Source organism: Bradyrhizobium sp. IC3123, from assembly GCF_020193625.1.
GTDB lineage: Bacteria > Pseudomonadota > Alphaproteobacteria > Rhizobiales > Xanthobacteraceae > Bradyrhizobium > Bradyrhizobium yuanmingense.
The window spans coordinates 168,181-188,748 of sequence record NZ_JADYVF010000006.1 but is presented as its reverse complement, the minus strand read 5'-3'; the positions used below and the strand labels follow the sequence as shown (position 1 = coordinate 188,748).

Annotated in this window: 17 protein-coding genes; 12 read left to right on the top strand and 5 right to left on the bottom strand. The window is 64.8% G+C overall.

Going from position 1 to position 20,568, the window contains the following annotated elements:
• Positions 1-154: 154 nt before the first annotated feature.
• Together glgA and glgC are read right to left on the bottom strand one after the other, a co-directional pair.
• Positions 155-1,609, bottom strand: a complete 1,455-nt coding sequence (gene glgA, locus I6F20_RS21500; RefSeq protein ID WP_225127724.1) for a glycogen synthase GlgA — start codon at positions 1,607-1,609, stop codon at positions 155-157.
• A complete protein-coding gene (glgC, locus tag I6F20_RS21495) occupies positions 1,606-2,868 on the bottom strand; it encodes a glucose-1-phosphate adenylyltransferase (RefSeq protein WP_036006706.1) in 1,263 nt (420 codons plus the stop codon). The genes glgA and glgC overlap by 4 nt, the downstream gene beginning before the upstream one ends.
• A 341-nt stretch (positions 2,869-3,209) precedes the next feature.
• On the opposite strand from glgC, the gene I6F20_RS21490 reads away from it, so the two are divergent.
• Positions 3,210-3,668, top strand: coding sequence for a hypothetical protein (locus I6F20_RS21490; protein WP_036006709.1), 459 nt, complete (start codon positions 3,210-3,212; stop codon positions 3,666-3,668).
• A 318-nt stretch (positions 3,669-3,986) separates the two neighbouring features.
• Here the strand turns inward: I6F20_RS21490 and I6F20_RS21485 are convergent, their stop codons facing one another.
• Entirely contained in the window at positions 3,987-4,967 is a 981-nt protein-coding gene (locus I6F20_RS21485) for an ABC transporter substrate-binding protein (RefSeq protein WP_225127723.1), read from the bottom strand.
• 478 nt (positions 4,968-5,445) lie between these two features.
• On the opposite strand from I6F20_RS21485, the gene I6F20_RS21480 reads away from it, so the two are divergent.
• The 8 genes from I6F20_RS21480 to I6F20_RS21445 all read left to right on the top strand — a co-directional run bounded on the left by I6F20_RS21480 (position 5,446) and on the right by I6F20_RS21445 (position 14,020).
• Positions 5,446-6,546, top strand: coding sequence for an ABC transporter substrate-binding protein (locus I6F20_RS21480; RefSeq protein ID WP_225127722.1), 1,101 nt, complete (start codon positions 5,446-5,448; stop codon positions 6,544-6,546).
• Positions 6,524-7,546, top strand: coding sequence for an ABC transporter permease (locus I6F20_RS21475; RefSeq protein WP_225127721.1), 1,023 nt, complete (start codon positions 6,524-6,526; stop codon positions 7,544-7,546). Before I6F20_RS21480 ends, I6F20_RS21475 begins: the two co-directional genes overlap by 23 nt.
• Positions 7,540-8,337, top strand: coding sequence for an ABC transporter ATP-binding protein (locus tag I6F20_RS21470; RefSeq protein WP_109144910.1), 798 nt, complete (start codon positions 7,540-7,542; stop codon positions 8,335-8,337). Before I6F20_RS21475 ends, I6F20_RS21470 begins: the two co-directional genes overlap by 7 nt.
• On the top strand, positions 8,331-9,503 hold the full coding sequence (locus I6F20_RS21465) for an acyl-CoA dehydrogenase family protein (RefSeq protein WP_225114507.1): 1,173 nt from the start codon (positions 8,331-8,333) through the stop codon (positions 9,501-9,503). The genes I6F20_RS21470 and I6F20_RS21465 overlap by 7 nt, the downstream gene beginning before the upstream one ends.
• Before the next feature lie 20 nt (positions 9,504-9,523).
• Positions 9,524-10,624, top strand: a complete 1,101-nt coding sequence (locus tag I6F20_RS21460) for an LLM class flavin-dependent oxidoreductase (protein WP_225114506.1) — start codon at positions 9,524-9,526, stop codon at positions 10,622-10,624.
• Positions 10,621-11,559: an ABC transporter substrate-binding protein gene (locus I6F20_RS21455; RefSeq protein ID WP_225127720.1), complete on the top strand. Its 939-nt coding sequence runs from the start codon at positions 10,621-10,623 to the stop codon at positions 11,557-11,559. The genes I6F20_RS21460 and I6F20_RS21455 overlap by 4 nt, the downstream gene beginning before the upstream one ends.
• A gap of 332 nt (positions 11,560-11,891) precedes the next feature.
• On the top strand, positions 11,892-12,737 hold the full coding sequence (locus tag I6F20_RS21450) for a CmcJ/NvfI family oxidoreductase (protein ID WP_225127719.1): 846 nt from the start codon (positions 11,892-11,894) through the stop codon (positions 12,735-12,737).
• A gap of 113 nt (positions 12,738-12,850) precedes the next feature.
• Positions 12,851-14,020: a Gfo/Idh/MocA family protein gene (locus tag I6F20_RS21445; RefSeq protein ID WP_225127718.1), complete on the top strand. Its 1,170-nt coding sequence runs from the start codon at positions 12,851-12,853 to the stop codon at positions 14,018-14,020.
• Positions 14,021-14,219: 199 nt separating this feature from the next.
• Here the strand turns inward: I6F20_RS21445 and I6F20_RS21440 are convergent, their stop codons facing one another.
• Positions 14,220-15,530 (bottom strand): ABC transporter substrate-binding protein, encoded by a 1,311-nt coding sequence (locus tag I6F20_RS21440; RefSeq protein WP_057026370.1) that lies wholly within the window; start codon positions 15,528-15,530, stop codon positions 14,220-14,222.
• A 145-nt stretch (positions 15,531-15,675) separates the two neighbouring features.
• Positions 15,676-16,908, bottom strand: a complete 1,233-nt coding sequence (locus I6F20_RS21435) for an SMP-30/gluconolactonase/LRE family protein (RefSeq protein WP_036006753.1) — start codon at positions 16,906-16,908, stop codon at positions 15,676-15,678.
• A gap of 182 nt (positions 16,909-17,090) precedes the next feature.
• On the opposite strand from I6F20_RS21435, the gene I6F20_RS21430 reads away from it, so the two are divergent.
• From I6F20_RS21430 to I6F20_RS21420, 3 genes are all read left to right on the top strand, one after another.
• A complete protein-coding gene (locus I6F20_RS21430; protein WP_225127879.1) occupies positions 17,091-17,354 on the top strand; it encodes a hypothetical protein in 264 nt (87 codons plus the stop codon).
• 387 nt (positions 17,355-17,741) lie between these two features.
• Positions 17,742-19,301 (top strand): 2-isopropylmalate synthase, encoded by a 1,560-nt coding sequence (locus tag I6F20_RS21425; protein ID WP_036006756.1) that lies wholly within the window; start codon positions 17,742-17,744, stop codon positions 19,299-19,301.
• 118 nt (positions 19,302-19,419) lie between these two features.
• Positions 19,420-20,424 carry a TRAP transporter substrate-binding protein gene (locus I6F20_RS21420; protein WP_036025066.1) on the top strand — a complete coding sequence of 335 codons (1,005 nt, stop codon included), beginning with the start codon at positions 19,420-19,422 and terminating at the stop codon, positions 20,422-20,424.
• The last annotated feature ends 144 nt before the right edge of the window (positions 20,425-20,568 follow it).

Below are 20,568 nucleotides of genomic sequence, written 5' to 3'. Positions count from 1 at the left end.
TCGAGACGGCGCTTGCGCGCCTCCTCAGGATGAGGCTCAGCAGCACCGAACTTGTTGCCGCGTTCTCCGTCCTCATACTGAGGAGCCCGCTGGAGGCGGGCGTCTCGAAGGATAGGCTACGAAAGCCACTATCAAACGCGACCGGCTTGCAGACTCACGCGCGGGCCGCCATCAGCCCGCGATAGAGCGCGGCATAGTCGCCGGCGCGGTTGCGCCAGGAGACGTCGGTCGCAAGGCCGCTGCGTTGCAGGCGGCGCCAGGTCAGCTTGTCGTGGAAGGCGGTGTTGGCCTTGCGCAGCGTACCGGCGAGGGCATCCGCCGTCACGGGGGCGAATTTGAAGCCGGTGGCATCGTGGCCGGACGCGTCGGCCTCGCCGATATCGACGATGGTGTCTTCGAGGCCGCCGACGCGCGAGACGAGCGGCACGGCGCCATAGCGCAGCGCGCAGAGCTGGGTCAGGCCGCACGGCTCGAAGCGCGACGGCACGATCAGCGCGTCCGAGCCGGCCTGGATCAAATGCGCGAGAATCTCGTCATAGCCGATCACGACGCCGATCCGGCCCGGATTGGCGCGGGCCGCGGCCTGGTAGCCATCCTGCAGATCGCGGTCGCCGCTGCCGAGCAGCGCGAGCTGCATGCCTTCGCGCAGGATGGTCGGGATGGCCTCCATCAGGAGATCGAGCCCCTTCTGCCACGACAGCCGGCTGATGACGCCGAGCAGTGGCGCTTCGTCCAAGGAATCGAGGTTGAACTGCTGCTGCAGCACCGCCTTGTTCGCGGCCCGGAAGGTCAGGTCTTCCGCGCCGAAGCGGTAGGCGATGTGGGGATCGGTTTGCGGATTCCAGACCTCGGTGTCGATGCCGTTGAGGATGCCGCTCAGCACGTTGGATCGTTCACGAAGCAGGCCGCCGAGGCCCATGCCGCCTTCGTCGCTCTGGATTTCCTTCGCGTAGGTCGGCGATACCGTGGTGATGCGATCGGCAAGGCTCAAGCCGGCCTTCAAGAAGCTGATGCCGCCGAAATATTCCAGTTCGTTGACGTTGAAGGCATGCCAGGGCAGGCCGATCGATCCGATCAGCTCAGGGGCGAACTTGCCCTGGTAGGCCATGTTGTGGATGGTCATCACGGTGCCGGGTCGGGGACGATTGTCGTAGTGCAGATAGGCCGGCGCGAGCCCCGCCTGCCAGTCGTGGGCATGCACGACATCGGGCACGAAGGCCGGCACGAGGCCGTGGCCGATATCGGCCGCCACGCGCGACAGCGCGGCGAAGCGCACGCCGTTGTCTGCCCAGTCGACGCCGTCAGTGGTGACATAGGGGTTGCCTGGCCGCGCATAGAGATGCGGCACGTCCAGCACGAACAGATCGAGCCCGGCATGCGAGCCCGCCAGCAGCCGGCCGGGGCCGCCGAAATAATCGGGCCAGCGCCGCAGTTCCTCTGTGCCGGACAAAAGGCGCATCACGTCGGGATAGCCCGGCAGCAAGGTGCGCATCTCGACGCCATGCGCCTTCAGCGCAACCGGCAGCGCGCCGGCGACATCTGCGAGGCCGCCGGTCTTGACGAGGGGATAGACTTCAGAGGCGACCGCGAGGACGCGAACAGGCGTCATGTATTGAGCCTGTCGATCATCGGCTGGGTGATCAGCGAGATGCCCTGCTCGGTGGTGCGGAAGCGCTTTCCGTCGAACTCGGGATCCTCGCCGACGACGAGCCCTTCCGGGATCTCGACGCCGCGGTCGATCACGACGTTCCTCAAGCGGGCGCCGCGGCCGACACTCACGTAAGGCATGATCACGGCATTCTCGACATTGGCGTAGGAGTTGATGCGCACGCCGGTGAACAGCAGCGAGCGGCGCAGCGACGCGCCGGAGATGATGCAGCCGCCGGAGACCAGCGAGCTCACCGCCTGGCCGCGCCGGCTCTCCTCGTCATGGACGAATTTCGCCGGCGGCGTGATCTCGGCATAGGACCAGATCGGCCAGGCGCGGTCGAACAGGTCGAGCTCGGGCACCACGTCGGTAAGGTCGATATTGGCGGCCCAATAGGCGTCGACCGTGCCGACGTCGCGCCAATAGGCGCGAGTGTCGCTGCCGGAGCGGACGCAGGAGGTCGAGTACTGGTGCGCCATCGCGCGGCCGTTCTTGACCAGGTAGGGAATGATGTCCTTGCCGAAATCGTGGTTCGAGTTCGGGTCCTCGGCATCGCGCTTGAGCTGGTCGAACAGGAATTTCGCGTCGAACACGTAGATGCCCATGCTGGCGAGCGAGACGTCCGGCTTGCCCGGCATCGGCGGCGGATCCTTCGGCTTCTCCAGGAACTCCTGGATCCAGCCGTTCTCGTCGATATGCATGATGCCGAAACCGGAAGATTCGGTCCGCGGCATTTCCAGGCAGCCGACGGTGACGTCGGCGCCGCTCTCGACGTGCTGGCGCAGCATCACCTCGTAGTCCATTTTGTAGATGTGGTCTCCGGCCAGCACGACGATGAAGCGGCAGGCGTGGGATTCGATGATGTCGATGTTCTGGTACACCGCGTCCGCCGTGCCGACATACCACATGCTCTCGGAGACGCGCTGGCTGGCGGGCAGGATGTCAAAACTCTCGTTGCGTTCGGGGCGGAAGAAGTTCCAGCCCATCTGAAGGTGCCGGATCAGGCTGTGCGCCTTGTACTGGGTCGCCACCGCGATACGGCGGATGCCGGAGTTCACCGCGTTCGACAGCGCGAAATCGATGATGCGGGACTTTCCGCCGAAATAGACCGCCGGCTTGGCGCGGCGGTCGGTCAGCTCCAGCAGGCGGCTGCCGCGTCCTCCGGCCAGGACAAACGCCAGCGCCTGACGGGCAAGCGGCTCGGGTCTCGCGGCACTCATGTGATCCTCCCACAACTCTGGCGCTCGCGAGAAGCCTCCCGGCCGCGCACATTGGAACCGATAGTAATGGCACGAATAGTAAATCGTGAAGGTGGTTGTTGGTTGCGAATGCACGGGAAGCTTAATGCCTTGCCGGGGTGATCGGGCCTCAGCCACCGTCGCGCGGCTGTCACAGGCGATGACGTCGCCGGGCACCGGTTGATCAGAACGGAGGCAAGCGTCTTGTGCGGTGCACGCAAACTCCAGGCTTTGAAATTCAATGCTTTGACTTGGCGCAAGGATGTCCGATCATGACGCTGCGATCCTTTTTCCAAGCGAAAGGTCAGACAGGGAGTAGGACGATGAGGATCTGGAAGACGGCGATTGCCTGTTCATTGGCCGGGGTGGTCATGGTGGCCCAGATCGGGCAGGCCACGGCGGCCCCGATGCCGACCAACGTTGCGACGATGAAGGCTGCGGCCGGTGACAATGTCACACCGGTGCATTGGCGCGGCAGCGGCTGGGGCTTTGCCCTCGGCGGTCTCGCAGCCGGCGCGCTCATCGGCGGCGCCATCGCCGCGGGGTCTCCTTACGGCTACGGCTATTATGGCCGGCCCTATTACGGTGGCTACGGCTACGGATATCCGGGCTACGGCTATGGTTACGCCCCCGCCTATTACGGCGGCTACGGCTACGCACCGGTCTATCCGCGATATTATCGGCCGTACCGTCCGTATTACAGCTATGGCTATTACCGGCCGTACCGGGTTTATCACCGCCCGTTTGGTGTCTACCGTCCCTACTACCGCGGCTACTGGTGAGACCGCGCGGCTAGAATGACAGCCACACGATCAGGCTCATGCATGCAAACATGCATGAGCAGGATCGCGGCGAGATGCAATAGCCCTGGCCTGAGGCGAAGCCTGCGCATTCGGCGGCCCTTTGCCATGTTGGATTTTCCTGTGGCCGCGAACATGGTGCTCTCCCTCCCCCGCTTGCGGGGGAGGGTCGGGGAGAGGGTGTTTCCGCGAGCGCGAACCCCCAGAGGAGAAAGCCCTCACCCGGCGCGTTGCGACGACCTCTCCCGCAAGCGGGAGAGGTAAAGCGGGCACCGCGGCTCCGTTCGAAGGTCATATCGTTTAGTTCGATCCCGCGACCGCAGCCGTGAAGCTGCGGTCGACGGCTTTGCTGACGTCGAGCTTCTTCGGCAGGATGCCGTAGCGCGTCGCGCGGTCGGAGGCTTCCTGCACCTCCTTGACCACGTTCTCGTCGATCACGATCGGGCCGGTGCGCTGCGCGGTGTAGGCCGACAGCAGCACGTCCTCGGGCAGCTTGGTCAATTCGGCCGTGTTCTTGGCGTATTCGGCGACATGGTCCAGCGACCACAGTCGCGCCTTGTTCAAGCGCTGCACCAGATCCTGCACCGCCGCGCGCTTGGTGGCGATGGCGTTGTCGGAGGCGACGATGAAGGTGATGGTCGGCGTCAGCCCTTCGCCGTTGGCGATGACGCGAGCCTTGTCCTTCAACGTCGCGAACGAGACGTAGGGCTCCCACACCGCCCAGGCGTCGATCGAGCCGGCGAGCAGCGCGATCTTGGCATCGACCGGGCCGAGCGGCGCGAAGGTCGCATCCTCCAGCTTGATCGCTGCCTTCTCCAGTGTCGCATCGATCAGGAACTGGCCCCAGCCGCCGCGTGTGCCGGCGAGCCGCTTGCCCTTGAGGTCGGCCGCCGATTTGATCGGCGAATCCTGACGCACCAGGATAGCCTGCGTCTTCGCATCCGAGCGCGTGCCGCCGATCGCCTTGATCGGCGCGCCCGCGGCATAGACCGAGAGGAACGAGAGATCGCCGGTGTAGCCGACGTCGAGCGCGCCGGCATTGAGCGCTTCGAGGATCGGCGCGGCCGCGGGGAATTCCGACCATTCGATTCTGTAAGGCAGGTCCTTCGCATAGCCGGAGATTTCGAGCAGCGAGCGATTGCCGCCCTTCTGGTCGCCGACGCGCAGCACGACAATGTCGGCGGCGAGCGATGCGGCAGCGGTCGATAGCGTGATGGCGGCGGCGAGCAGCGAGGTGGCGAGCCGGCGTGTGATGGAATGGTCGTGGAAGTTGATGCTCATTGGATCCGTCTTGTTGCGTTGCTCACGATGCGTGAGCGAACGGTGCAGCGAGACGATCAAGTCTATGAGCGCGCGGTGCGCCGTCAATGAAATGGCCAACCGTATTGTGCGTGCTTCAGGCAATGACGTTTCAGCGGGCCGGCGCTTTCGAGAATGCGCAGCGTGCGCGGCAGACGCTGCACAGGGATGCAGCAGGCGATGGAGTCGCGGTTGACCCTGCGTGCCTATGCATCTGCGAAAATCCTTTCATCGCTTGCCCATGCGCGGATGGAGAGAATGTCTTCCCTTCGCGCAACATTCGAAAATCCATTTCATTGACGATGCCGCGAACGCGCCGCATGATTTGCGCATCGCATCAACATGGCGCGCCAAGCGCCGACGGAACAATTTTCTCTTAGACGCAGCTCCGCACGGAACATGCGCAACGCGACCCGTTGCGCACACGGCGGAGCCGTGCCAGCGCAGGAGCCAGGGGCCAATGACCAACGACAACCAGCGCAGCGGGTCGAAACTCGACCGGCGCCACCTGCTTCAGGCAGGGCTTGCCGCGGCCTTCGCAGCGCCGCTCGGCGCGCTGGGCGCGCAGGCCTTCGCACCGCGCGCCATCGCGCCGGGTGTCGACTTCTCCGAGTTTCCGCTGTGCCGCACGGCCTCTGACGCACCCGCGCTCACTGGCGCGCCGCGCAAGCTGAAGCTGTCGTGGAATGCCGGCGCCGTCTGCCTCGCGCCGGTGCCGGTCGCGATCGAGCACGGCTTCTTCAAGAAGCATAATCTCGACGTCGAGCTCGTCAACTATTCCGGCTCGACCGACCAGCTGCTCGAGGCCATCGCGACAGGCAAAAGCGATGCCGGTCTCGGCATGGCGCTGCGCTGGCTGAAGCCGCTGGAGCAGGGTTTTGACGTCAAGATCGCCGCGGGCACCCATGGCGGCTGCATGCGGGTGCTGTCGCGCACCGATTCCGGCGTCTCGAAGCTGACCGACCTCAAGGGCAAGATCGTCGCGGTCGGCGATCTCGCCGGTCCCGACAAGAACTTCTTCTCGATCCAATTGGCCAAACTCGGCATCGATCCGGTGAAGGACGTCGACTGGCGCGCCTATCCCGGCAATCTGCTCAACGTTGCCGTGGAGAAGGGCGAGGTGCAGGCGTTCCTGTCGTCCGATCCGCTCGCCTATCTCTGGCTCAAGGACACACAGTACAAGGAGGTCGCCTCAAATCTCGATGGGGAGTACCGCGAGAAGAGCTGCTGCATCCTCGGCCTGCGCGGCTCGCTCGTGCGCGAAGAGCCTCAAGTCGCGCGCGCCATCACCCAGGCGCTGCTCGATGCCGCGATGTTCACCGCGCAGAATGCGACGGTCGCGGCGAAATCATTCCAGCCCTATGCGCCGAAGGCGGCGACGCTCGCCGATATCGAGGGCATGGTGCGCTACCACACCCACCATCATCATCCCGTCGGCGAGATCTTGAAGCGCGAGCTCAAGGCCTATGCCGACGACCTCAAGAGCGTGCAGGTCTTCAAGCAGAGCACCGACACCGCCAAATTCGCGGAGCGCATCTATGTCGACGTATTCGCTGTCTGACGGCCTTGCCTCGGGCGCGCCGTGCACCTCGCGCGTGCCGCTGCTGGCGAGCTGGGTCCGAGAATCCGGCGCCGGCGTTCTCGCCAGCATCGCCTGGATCGCCTTCGGCCTGTCCTGCCTGTGGTGGCAGGATGTCGGCGATTGGTCGCGCACGCATTCACTTGGCATTGCGGCTTTCATCATCGCGGCGATCGCGCTGTTCGGCACTGTCGGTGCCGACTATCTGGGAGCGGCGGGACAGGCGCTGCACAAGCGGGCGCCGTGGCTGGTCGCGCTCGGGGTGTTCCTGACGGTGTGGGAGGTCGCGACGGCAAAATTCGCCTGGCTGCCGCTGCCGTTCTTCCCGCCGCCGCAGGCGATCATCGAGGTCTATACCGACGATCTGCCGAAGCTGCTCGACAGCGTCCTTGCCTCGATCAAGCTCCAGCTCGGCGGCTATCTGATCGGCGCCACGATTGGCTTTCTAACCGGCGTCTCGATCGGCTGGTCGCGCGCGGTCGGTTATTGGGTGCATCCGGTGCTGCGCTTCATCGGCCCACTGCCGGCGACCGCCTGGCTGCCGATCGCCTTCTTCACCTTTCCGTCGAGCTGGAGCGCCTCGACCTTCCTGATCGCGCTGGCAACGGGCTTCCCGGTTACCGTGCTGACCTGGTCGGGCGTCGCGAGCGTCAGCAACGCCTATTACGACGTCGCGCGCACGCTGGGGGCAAAGCCTTCGTTCCTGGTGCTGAAGGTCGCGATCCCGGCCGCGTTGCCGCACGTGTTCGTCGGCCTGTTCATGGGGCTCGGCTCGTCCTTTGCCGTGCTCGTCGTCGCCGAGATGATCGGCGTTAAGGCCGGGCTCGGCTGGTACCTGCAATGGGCGCAGGGCTGGGCCGCCTACGCCAACATGTATGCAGCGCTGATCGTGATGTCGCTGCTCTGCTCCGGCGCAATCACGCTGCTGTTTGCGATCCGCGATCGCCTCCTGGTCTGGCAGAAGGGGACCGTCAAATGGTAGCCACAGCTCTCGCCGAAGCGGTCACGCATCCGGCCACCGGCGCCGCGCTCGATATCGAGCAGGTCAGCCACGCCTTCGACATCGACGGGACCGAGCTGCCGGTGCTGAGCGACGTCAGCATCTCGGTCGAGCCCGGCGAGTTCGTCGCGCTGCTCGGCCCGTCCGGCTGCGGCAAGTCGACCTTGCTGCGGCTGATCGCCGGCCTCGACAAGCCGAAGGCGGGAAGGCTGCGGGAGGACGAGGAGCGCATCAGGAACCCGCATCCCTCGCGCGTCGTCGTGTTCCAGGATCCGACCCTGTTTCCCTGGCGGTCGGTCTGGGACAACGTCGCCCTGGGCCTTGAGGCCCAGGGCATTTTGAGGAGCCAGCGCCAGCGCGTCGATGACGCGCTTGACCTCGTCGGGCTTTCGCCGTTCCGCAACGCCTATCCGCACCAGCTCTCCGGCGGCATGGCGCAGCGCGTCGCGCTGGCGCGGGCGCTGGTCAACGATCCCAAGATCCTGATCCTGGATGAGCCCCTGGGGAAACTGGACTCGCTGACCCGCATCACCATGCAGGCCGAGCTCGTCGCGCTCTGGCAGCGCAAGGGGTTCACCACGCTGCTGGTGACGCATGATGCGGAGGAGGCGCTGGTGCTCGCCAACCGCGTCATCGTGTTCAGCGATCGTCCCGCGCGCGTGAAGGCCGACATCCGCGTCGATCGTCCGTATCCGCGCCATCGCGGCGATCCGTATCTGGCTGAGCTGCGCCGCCAGATCCTTGGCCTGTTGGGGCTGGACGCCACATGGTGACCTCGATAGCCAAGGGCCGCACGGCTCACAGCGAACCGGACTACATCGCCCGCGCCGCGACGCTTGCCACAAGCTTTGCGGCGCGCGCGGCCGAGCACGACCGGCTCGGCAGCTTTCCCTTCGAGAATTTTCGCGAGCTCTCGGAGGCAGGCTTGCTGTCTCTGACGGTGCCGGCGGTTCATGGCGGCGCCGGTGCCGGCGCGCGCTATGCCGCGCGCGTGCTCGGCATTCTCGGCAAGGCCGATCCGTCGACCGCGCTGGTGCTGTCGATGCACTACATCAATCATCTCGTGATGGCGCGCAGTCCGAACTGGCCGGCGCGACTGTCGCGCAAGCTCGCGCGCGAAAGTGTTGAGGGCATCGCCCTTATCAATGCCCTGCGCGTGGAGCCGGAGCTCGGCTCGCCTGCGCGCGGAGGGTTGCCGGCGACGATCGCGCGGCGCACCGAAACCGGCTGGCGCCTCTCCGGCCACAAGATCTACTCGACGGGATCGCCGATCCTGAAATGGTACCTGGTCTGGGCGCGCACCGACGAGGCGGAGCCGCGCGTCGGCCAGTTCCTGGTGCCGGCGGGCCTGCCGGGCACGCGCATCGTCCAGACCTGGGACCATCACGGCCTGCGCGCCAGCGGCAGCCACGACGTCATCTTCGACGACGTCGTGGTCCCGCTCGATGCCGAGGTCGATTTGCGCAAGCCGGCGGACTGGCGCACGCTCGACGTTACGCAGCAGACTGTGCACACCGTCTTCATCGCCGCGATCTACGACGGCATTGCCCGCGCCGCGCGCGACTGGCTGATCAATTTCCTGAAGCAGCGCGTGCCTGCCAGCCTCGGCGCGCCGCTGGCGACCTTAGCCCGCGCGCAGGAGATCGTCGGGGCCATCGAGGCGCGGCTTGCGGTCAACGCACGTTTGATCGACACGGCTGCCCGCGACTTCGACGATGGCGTCGATCTCTCTGCCGGTGAATCCAACGTCATCAAGCTGACCGTGACCAACAACGCCGTTGCCGTCGTCGAGGACGCGCTGTCGTTGACCGGTAACCACGGGCTCAGCCGCGCCAATCCGCTGGAGCGGCATTATCGCGACGTGCTGTGCGGCCGCGTGCACACGCCGCAGGATGATTCCACGCGCATCGGCCTCGGCCGCCTCGCACTCGGCCTCTAGGGATCAACAGGGAGACGATCATGTCGATCGAGTTCATCGGCTTCATCAGCAACAACAATTCGTCCGAGACCATCGTCCGGGAAGGACCGGTGCTCAATCCGACCCATATCGAGACGGTGGCGAAGGCGCATGAGAATGCCGGCTTCGACCGCGCGCTGCTGGCGTTTCATTCGACCTCGCCCGATGCGCTCCAGGTCGCCCAGCACGTGCTCAATCACACCGAGAAGCTCAACGTGCTCATCGCGCAGCGGCCCGGCTTTACCGCCCCGACATTGCTGGCGCGGCAGTTCGCCGTGCTCGACCAGTTTTCCCGCGGCCGCGTCGCGCTCCATGTCATCACCGGCGGCAACGCCACCGAGCTGCGGCAAGACGGCAACACGCTCGACGACAAGGACGAGCGCTATGCCCGCACCTCTGAATTCCTCGACGTGCTCAAGCTGCAATGGAGCAGCGACAAGCCGTTCAGCTACAAGGGCAGGTACTACCAGGTCGAGAACGCCTTCTCGCAGGTGAAGCCGTATCGCCCCGAAGGCATCCGCGTCTATTTCGGCGGCGCCTCGGATGCGGCGATCGACGTCGCTGGCAAGCATGCCGACACCTTTGCGCTATGGGGCGAATCCTACGCGCAGGTGCGCGATATCACCTCGCGCGTGCACAACGCCGCGGTCCGGCAGGGGCGGCCGACGCCGCGCTTCAGCCTGTCGGTGCGGCCGATCATTGCACCGACCGAGAAGCAGGCCTGGGAGAAGGCGGAGGAAATTCTCGCGCGCGCCACCGCGCTCCAGGACAAGACCGGCTATCGCAAGCCCGCTGACGGGCATGCCACCGCCGGCGCACGGCGCCTGCTCGCGCTCGCCGATCAGGGCAGCCGCATCGACAAGCGGCTCTGGACCGAGATCGCAAAGCTGACCGGCGCTAACAGCAACACCACGGCACTGGTCGGCACGCCCGAGCAGGTTGCGGAGGTCTTCGGTGACTATTACGATCTCGGCATCAGCCATTTCCTAATCCGCGGCTTCGATCCGCTGATCGATAGCATCGAATACGGCCGGGAGCTGATCCCGCTGACACGCGAGCTGGTCGCCAAGCGCCAGGCCGTTCGCGGCGAGGCCGCAGAATGATCCGCCTCATGTTGGCCGGCGCGCTGCTGTTCGCTTCGTTCGAAGTCGCAGCTGCGCAAACCACGCTCCGTGTCGGGGACCAGAAGGGCAATGCGCAGGCCGTGATGGAAGCGGCCGGCGTGCTCAAGGATGTGCCCTACAAGATCGAGTGGAGAGAGTTTCCGGCGGCCGCGCCGCTTCTGGAGGCGCTCAGCGCCGGCGCGATCGAGACCGGCCTCGTTGGCGATGCGCCCTTCACCTTCGCCGCCGCGTCGGGCGCGCCGGTGAAGGCGATCGCTGCTATCCGGCAGACGCGCGAGGGGCTCGCCATCCTCGTGCCCGAGAATTCGCCGATCAAGAGCTTTGCCGATCTCCGGGGTAAGAAGATCGCGACCGGCCGCGGCTCGATCGGCCATCAGCTGATCCTTGCTGCGCTGGAGAAGAACGGCTGGAGCGCGAACGACGTCCAGATCGCGTTCCTGGCGCCGTCCGACGCCAAGATCGCCTACACGCAAGGCTCGGTCGATGCATGGTCGACCTGGGAGCCGTATGTGAGCCAGGAGGAGGTGCTGTTCAAGTCGCGGCGCGTCATCACCTCGGAAGGGCTGACGCCGGGGCTGAGCTTCCAGGTAGCGCGGGCCGACGCGATCAGGGACAAGCGCGCCGAGCTGACCGATTTCATCCGCCGCCTCACCGCGGCGCGGGCCTGGTCGCTAAAAAATATCGACAGCTATGCCGCGACCTGGGGCAGGTTGATGAACATCCCCACCGCCGTGCCGCAGAACTGGCTGTCACGCGCCAAGATCAGGATCGCGCCGATCGATGACGGCGTGGTCAAAGACGAGCAGGCGACGATCGACCTCTATTTCCGCTGGGGCCTGATCAAGCAGAAGCTGGATGCCGCGGAGATCGTCGATCGCTCGTTCACGGACGCGATCGCGAAGGTGGGGTTGTAGCCTTTACGCAACTCTCGTGTCCCGGACGCGCTGCAGCGTGAAACGCTGCTGCGCTGAGCCGGCCCCATGGCGCACCGATTGCGTTTGGTTAGATGGGCCCCGGCTCAGCAGCGCACCACTTCGTGATGCGCTGCGTCCGGGGCACGAGACCTCTCAAGCGCTCAAGCATCCGTGAAGCAGGAAGACAACTTCCAACTTGATCGCGTTCCTCGAAACAATCCTCCTGCCCATAGCGCTCGCGACAACACCCTTATTGCTATTTGCGCCGCAGCTCTTGCGGCACGGCGCACTCCCGCAAAGATCAATCCGACGACCACATCGGGAGACCGGCCATGGGCCTGCAAGAAACAAAAATCGAATCGCTTCCCTTCGTCACCGCCGAACTCAATTATCTCGCACCGATCGACGGCAAGCCGCGCACCTACGCGTTCGATCCGCCGCCGGGTGAGCCGAAAACCACCTCGCTGCCGGAGCCGCATCAGGTGCCGATCTTCGATGCGCGGCTGATCGCGCAGAACTTCTCGCTGGATCGCGAGGGCTTTGCGTTGGTGCGTCATCCGACGCAGGTGAAGGATTTCTACAACGAGGACGAGGTGAGGGCGGTCTATTATCCCGCCGTGGAGGCCTTTCTGCGCGCGACGCTGAAGGCCGACCGTGTCGTCATCTTCGACCACACTGTGCGCAAGCGTGTCGAGGGCGCGCCTGATATCCGCGACGGTGGCCCGCGTCAGCCGGCCACGCGCGTCCATGTCGACCAGACCATCGCGTCCGGCACCAACCGCGTCCGCGAGCATCTGCCTGATGAAGCCGACGAGCTGCTGAAGGGGCGCGTGCAGGTGATCAATCTGTGGCGGCCGATCCGCGGTCCCTTGCGGGATTCACCGCTCGCCATGGCCGACGGCACCACGGTCAAGCCGGAAGACCTCGTCGCTTCCGACCTGATCTATCCCAACCGCCGCGGCGAGACCTATTCGGTGAAATACAATCCGAACCACCGCTGGTTCTATTTCCCGGAGATGACGCCGGATGAGGCGCTGCTGCTGAAGTGCTACGATTCCGCAACCGACGGCCGGACCCGTTTCGGGCCGCATACCGCATTCGTCGATCCGACCACGCCGGCCGATGCTGCGCCCCGCGAGAGCATCGAAGTCCGCACGCTGGTGTTCCACCGGCAGTAACAACGTGTGATGGCCCTGCCGGGTCCATGCATCATGGGCGCGGGCGTCGTTCAGGTCTCGGTGGATTAGGCGTCCGAGCGCGCTATAGTGCCGCCCAATGCAAAGGGGGCGCTATGACAAGGATCAGGGTAGGACTCGTCGGCTGCGGCTTCGTGTCGGAGCTGCACATGTATGCGTTCCGGCGCGTCTATGGCGTTGACGTCGAGGTCGCGGCGGTTGCTGCCCGCGGCGACAAGGTTGTCGCGTTTGCCGGGCATCACAATATCCCGTGTGTTTACCGCAGCTTCGCCGAGCTGATCGCCGACCGCGATCTCGACGTCGTCGACATCTGCACCCCGCCCAATCTTCACGCCGAGATGATCGTCGCCGCCATGCAGTCCGGCAAGCACGTCATCTGCGAAAAGCCGTTCGCCGGCTATTTCGGCCGCGAAGGCGATCAGCAGCCGATCGGCAAGCACGTGCCGAAGGCGCTGATGTATGAACGCGTGATCGAAGAGATGGACAGGACGCGGGCCGCGATCGAGCGCACGGGCAAGCTCTTCATGTATGCCGAGGACTGGATCTACGCGCCGGCCGTAACCAAGACCGCCGAGATCATCAAGGCGACCAAGGACAAGATTCTGTTCATGAAGGGCGAGGAGAGCCATTCCGGCTCGCACGCCGCGCATGCCGCGCAATGGGCGATGACCGGCGGCGGCTCGCTGATCCGCATGGGCTGCCATCCCCTCTCGGCCGTGCTGTATCTGAAGCAGGTCGAAGCCAAGGCGCGCGGCGAGCGCATCCGCGTCGCCAGCGTCACCGGCGATGTCGGCAACGTCACCGCCGGGCTCAAGCCGGAGGAGCGCAGCTACATCAAGGCCAATCCCGTCGATGTCGAGGACTGGGGCACGCTCACCGCCACTTTCTCGGACGGCACCAAGGCGACGGTGTTCTCCGGCGACATGATCATGGGCGGCGTGCGCAATCTGATCGAGACCTATACGAGCGGCGGCTCGCTGTTTGCCAACATCACGCCCAACAATCATCTGATGAGCTATCAGACCAGCGAGGAGAAGCTCGCTTCCGTCTACATCACCGAGAAGGTCGACCGCAAAACCGGCTGGCAATATGTCTGCCTCGAGGAGGAATGGACGCGCGGCTATTTGCAGGAGATCCAGGACTTCATGGAATGCGTCGCGACGGGCCGCCAGCCGCTGTCGGACCTCGCGCTGGCCTATGAGACGATCAAGGTGAACTACGCAGGATATTGGGCGGCGGAGGAGGGGCGGCGGGTGATGTTGTGAAAGCAACGTGTCTCCGCAGGCACGCTTCCCTTCTCCCCTTGCGGGAGAAGGTGGCGCGAAGCGCCGGATGAGGGATTGTTTCCGCGCATCCCAATGAGAGTTGAACACGCGGAGGGAGACCCCTCACCCGTCTCGCCGCAACGCGGCGAGCCACCCTCTCCCGCAAGGGGAGAGGGTGTACACTGCCCGTGCCGCCCCCTCACGCCCCGTAGGTCGAGCCCTTCGGCAGCGGGAAGACCGGGTCCTGCGTGCGGATGTTGGTCGGCCACACGACGGAGATGTGCGCGCCGGCGTTCTGCATCACGACCGGCGTCGAACGTTCGTTCTGGCCGGAGAGCGGCGTGCCCGGCGGGAAGAATTTCACGCCATAGCCCTGGATCGTGCCGCCCGCGGGGATGTCGACGTCGAGCGCCGCTTTCCGGATCGCCTCGGGCTCGAAGCTGCCGTACTTCTCCTTGGCGACAGGCAGCACGTTGTTGAGCAGCACCCAGGTCTGGTTGAAGCCCATCGAGCAGTGCGGCGGCACGTCGGTGGCGCCGGTCTTGGCCTGGTAGCGACTGACCATGGTCTTGATCAGATCGCCCATGCCGGGCGCGAGCTTGGCGGGATCGAGCAGCTGTGCCGGCACCGGGTCGATGTTGCAGAAATTGTCGATGTCGGCGCCGAACGTGGCGCGCAACTTGTCGAGTTGGCTGTAGCCGGCACCGGCTCCGAACAGCATCTTGAAGCGCAGGCCGCTCTCGCGGGCCTGGCGCAGGAACAGGGTGATGTCAGGGTTATAGCCCGCGTGCGAGATCACGTCGGCCTTGGCCCGCTTGATCTTGGTCACCAGCACCGACAGGTCGGGCGCCGAGGCCGAATAGCCTTCGCGCAGCACCACCGGAATGCCGGCCTCTTTGGCATAGGCTTCGTCAGCGGAGGCAACGCCGACGCCATAAGGGCCGTCCTCGTGGATCAACGCGACCTTGACCTCCTTCGGATCCATGCCGAGCTTGGCTTTGGCGTGCTCGGTGAGGAAGCTTGCAAAGGCCTGGCCGTATTGATCCGAATGGATCTGCGCGCGAAATACGTGTTGCAGGTTCTTGTCCTTGAACACGGCGGTCGAGACCGCGGTCGTGATCCAGAGGATCTTCTTCTGCTGCTCGACCTTGGCCGCGAGCGGCACCGCATGCGAGCTGGCATAGACGCCGTTGAGGATGTCGATCTTCTCTTGGCTGATCAGGCGTTCGGCCTCGTTGATCGCAACGTCCGGCTTGCTCTGCGAATCCGCGGCGACCGGAGCAACCTTGTATTTGCCGCCGACACCGCCTTTCTCGTTGACGAGATCGATGGCGATCTGCGCGCCGATCGAGGAGGCGACCGAGCCGCCGGCGGCGAAGGGGCCGGTGAGGTCGTAGATCAGGCCGATGCGTATAGTCTCGGCTTGTGCCTGGGCGCGTGTCCAATCGAGGCTGAGTGCGGCGGCGGCAGCCGCCGATGTCTTCAGCAGCTGCCTGCGTGAAGTCGGCATCCTATCCTCCCTCAAAACCGTCGTTCGATCTTGTTGTTGTTCGCAAAGTATGGGGAGCGGGGCGGCGGAAAGTCAATATCGCGAAAGTCGAGGTTCTTCGGCGCCGGCGCTTCACGCCGGCGCGTTCGTTCGTGGGTGGTGCCGCTCAGCCCGGCCCGGCGCCTTGGGTCGCCGTATACACCGCGTAGAGCGATTGGCTTGCGGCCATGAACAGGCGGTTGCGCTTGGGGCCGCCGAAGCAGACGTTGCCGCACACTTCCGGCAGACGGATGCGGCCGAGCAGCTTGCCCTCCGGCGACCACACCGTGACGCCGCTGTAGCCGACGGCGCGTCCGGCATTGCTGGAGGCCCAGAGATTGCCGTTGACGTCGCAACGCAGGCCATCCGGCCCGCACTTCACGCCGTCGATCACGCAATCGGTGAACTTCTTCAGGTTCGACAGCTTGTTGTCGCTGCCGACGTCGAACACGAAGATCTCGCCCTTGCCGCCGGGGCCGGTGTCGCCCGGTCCCTTGCCGGTCGAGGCGATGTAGAGCTTCTTGTAGTCGGGCGAGAAGCAGAGCCCGTTCGGGTCGGGCACCTGGTCTTCGGTGACGACGAGGTCGATGCGGCCGGAGGGATCGATGCGATAGCAATTGGTCGGCAGCTCGCGCTTGCCCGGCACGAAGCCGGCCGGCTGTCCGATCCGTGGATTGAGCTTGCCGCCTGCATTGCTCGGGCCGCCCGCGACGTCGGGCTCGCCTTCGTAGAGCTGGCCGCCATACGGCGGATCAGTGAACCAATAGCTGCCGTCGGGATGCGCGGCGATGTCGTTCGGCGAGTTTAGCTTCTTGCCCTGGTAGGACTCGGCGAGCACGGTGGCGGTACCGTCATGCTCGTAACGCGTCACCCGTCGCGTCAGGTGTTCGCAGGAGAGCTGGCGGCCCTGGAAGTCGAACGAGTTGCCGTTGGAATTGTTGGAGGGCGAGCGGAATACGCTGACGCGGCCGTCGTCCTCGGTCCAGCGCATCTGCCGGTTGTTGGGAATGTCGCTCCACAAGAGATAGCGGCCCTGCGCACTCCACGCCGGGCCTTCCGCCCAGAGCAGCCCGGTGTAGAGACGCTTGATCGCGGTGTTGGGCTGCGCGAGATCGTTGAAGGACGGATCGACCGCGATGATGTCGGGGTCCCAGAAATAGGTCGTCGGCGCGCCGCCCGGGCCGAAGTCGCGCGGCGGCGTCGTGATCGTCGTCGGCGGTGCGGCGGGCCCGGTCTGGGCCAGCGCGGGGCCCGCCAACGTGGCCGCGGCGCCGAGCGCCAGCCCCCCGACCAGCGTTCGTCGTGAAAGCGCAGCATCGTGCGCACGCTGCTCCTGCTCAGGAGCCTCCTGGCGTGTCATCGTATCCTCCCGGTTACGTTCGGCCGGCCGGTTGATCCGGCCAAGCGCGGCGAAGGTTAGTCCGGTCCGCGTCCGGTTGCGAGAGGCAGACTTGAAACCGCGGCGTGATCGCAGGTCGCAATTTCGTCACCTTCGAGTGCGTTTGGATTGCAGGGCGCTAGCGGGGGATAAAGCCGGAGCTCATTGTGCAAGTCGTCATCCTGGTCATCCTTCTCTCGTTTGCCTTTGCGGCTGGCTATTTCACGCGGGATTACGTCTCCCGAAAAAGGCGCGCGGAGGCACGCCGCTGGCGCGAGTACGCTGAGCCGGACTGGCTCTCAGCCAATGCGCCGGCCAACACCAACGAGGTCGCGAAGACCGGCACCGCTGCGCCCACCGGCGAGCTCGGCCAAATGCTGAACCGTTGGGAGAACAGGGCGCGCGCCCGCCGCACCGGCACGGCCTAGGCCTACCTTTTAGGTCATCTATGTTGACCCTCTTTTTGGCGTTGCAGTTGCGGCCATTTCTCGTCTAGAAACGGCCACATCGGGCCTCTCCCGAAACCAACCGTCAACGGTTTTGACCGAGGATTTGAGGCTCTACAGGGTCTGGCAATGCTGATTCGCGGCCAAATCGAGGGGATTTCGGGGGAGGTGGCTCTGGCCGCCGCCGCGATCCCGGCTGCGCTGCTGCCCACCCTCCTTATTGGCGGCCTTCTTCTTACTTGCCCCTGAGGGCCGGCTGGGCGCCATGCGCCTGGGCGCTCAGGGGTTGGTCGAGATCAACGGACACCTCAAGCGCCAAGGGACTGAAACGGCTCTGAACGGCGCAAACGCTCAAAAGGAAATCTAGGAATGGCCACCGTGAACAAGTCCGAGAAGGACCGCGTCATCATTTTTGACACCACGCTGCGCGACGGCGAGCAGTGCCCCGGCGCCACCATGACCTTCGAGGAGAAGCTCGAGGTCGCCGAACTGCTGGATGATATGGGCGTCGACGTCATCGAGGCCGGCTTTCCGATCACCTCCGAAGGCGACTTCCAGGCGGTCAGCGAGATCGCCCGCCGCTCCAAGAACGCCGTCATCGCCGGCCTGTCGCGCGCCCATCCCGCCGACATCGACCGCTGTGCCGAAGCCGTGAAGTTCGCCAAGCGCGGCCGCGTCCACACCGTGATCGCGACCTCGCCGCTGCACATGCGGGTGAAGCTGAACAAGACCCCCGAGCAGGTGATCGAGACCTCGGTCGCCATGGTCGCGCGCGCCCGCAACCAGATCGACGACGTCGAATGGTCGGCCGAGGACGGCACCCGCAGCGAGATGGACTTTTTGTGCCGCATCGTCGAGGCCGTGATCAAGGCCGGCGCCACCACGGTGAACATCCCCGACACCGTCGGTTATACGGTACCGGAGGAATATACCCACTTCATGAGGACGCTGATCGAGCGCGTGCCGAACTCGGACAAGGCGGTGTTCTCCGTGCACTGCCATAACGATCTCGGCATGGCGGTCGCCAACTCGCTGGCCGGCATCACGGGCGGCGCGCGCCAGGTCGAGTGCACCATCAACGGCATCGGCGAGCGCGCCGGCAACGCCGCTCTCGAAGAGATCGTTATGGCGATCAACGTGCGCAACGACAAATTCCCCTACTGGAACAAGATCGACACGACGCAGCTGACCCGCGCCTCGAAGCTGGTCTCGGCGGCGACCTCGTTCCCGGTGCAATACAACAAGGCGATCGTCGGCCGGAATGCCTTCGCGCATGAGAGCGGCATTCACCAGGACGGCGTGCTGAAGGACGCTTCGACTTACGAGATCATGCGCCCCGAGATGGTGGGCCTGAAGCAGTCGTCGCTGGTGCTGGGCAAGCATTCCGGTCGCCACGCCTTCGTGCACAAGCTGGAGGAGATGGGCTACAAGCTCGGTCCGAACCAGTTGGAAGATGCGTTCACGCGGATGAAGGCGCTGGCCGACCGCAAGAAGGACATCTACGACGAGGACATCGAGGCGCTGGTCGACGAGGAGATGGCGGCCTCGCACGACCGCATCAAGCTGACCTCGCTGACGGTGATCGCCGGCACCCACGGTCCGCAGCGCGCGACCATGAAGCTCGACGTCGACGGTCAGATCAAGATCGAGGAAGCCGAGGGCAATGGCCCGGTCGACGCCGTCTTCAACTGCATCAAGCGCCTGGTGCCGCACGAGGCCAAGCTCGAGCTGTACCAGGTGCACGCAGTCACCGAGGGCACCGACGCGCAGGCGGAAGTGTCGGTGCGGCTGGCGCAGGACGGCCGCTCGATGACCGCACGTGCGGCGGACCCGGATACCCTGGTGGCTTCGGCCAAGGCCTATCTCGGTGCGCTCAACAAGATCGTCATGAAGCGCCAGCGCGACAATGTGACGGCGGCGGCGAGCTGAATGGCTGCCCTGCTAAGGGACAATAGCGGCTGTGTAAGCGAGCCGCTATTGATGCAGCCGGCATAAGACTGGCCACCCGGCGCCGCCGGGCGGCTCAAACAAACGACAGGGAGAGACCATGCGCACCTCGGCGATCGCCGCCTCCATCGCGGTTCTGGCACTTGGCTTGAGCGGGCCGGCATCGGCCCAATCACCGATCATCATCAAATTCAGCCACGTTGTCGCCACCGACACGCCGAAAGGCAAGGGCGCGGAGAAGTTCAAGGAGCTCGCCGAGAAGTATACCGGCGGCAAGGTCAAGGTCGAAGTCTATCCGAACTCGACGCTCTACAAGGACAAGGAAGAGCTCGAGGCGCTCCAGCTCGGCAGCGTGCAGATGCTGGCGCCGTCCAACTCCAAGTTTGGGCCGCTCGGCATCCGCGAGTTCGAGGTGTTCGACCTGCCTTACATCCTGCCCGACATCAAGACGCTGCGGAAGGTGACGGAAGGGCCGCTCGGCACCAAGCTGCTGAAGCTGCTGGATGCCAAGGGCATCACCGGCCTTGCCTATTGGGACAACGGCTTCAAGCAGATGAGCGCGAACAAGAAGCTGATCACGCCGGCCGACTATCAGGGCGTGAAATTCCGCATCCAATCCTCGCGCGTGATCCAGGCCCAGTTCAAGTCGCTCGGCTCGCTGCCGCAGGTGATGGCGTTCTCGGAAGTCTACCAGGCACTCCAAACCGGCGTGGTCGACGGCCAGGAGAACACCTGGTCGAACATCTACACCCAGAAGATGCACGAGGTTCAGAAGTACATCACTGAAACCAATCACGGCTACATCGGCTACGTGGTGATCGTGAACAAGAAATTCTGGGACGATCTGCCGGCCGACATCCGTGACCCATTGTCAAAGGCGATGAAAGAGGCGACCGAGTTCAGCAACGCGCAGTCGCAGAAGGAGAACGATGACGCGCTGGCCGAGATCAAGAAGAGCGGCAAGAGCGAGATCATCAAGCTGACGGCCGATCAGGACGAGGCGATGCGCAAGGCGATGGAGCCGGTCTACAAGGAGGCCGCGGGCCGCATCGGCCAGGGGCTGATCGACGAGTTCCTGAAGGAAGCCAAGAGCCCGACGAACTGACCTCGACGGGCGACCCCAACGAAGGGCTTCCGCGCAGCGCACGGAAGCCCTTTTTGTTGCGAATTATTTTTGTTCGCATCTGAACGGACATTCACGGCGATTACATCTCTGCAAGGACGCGCTTCCTGTCCAAGTTGTAAGTTG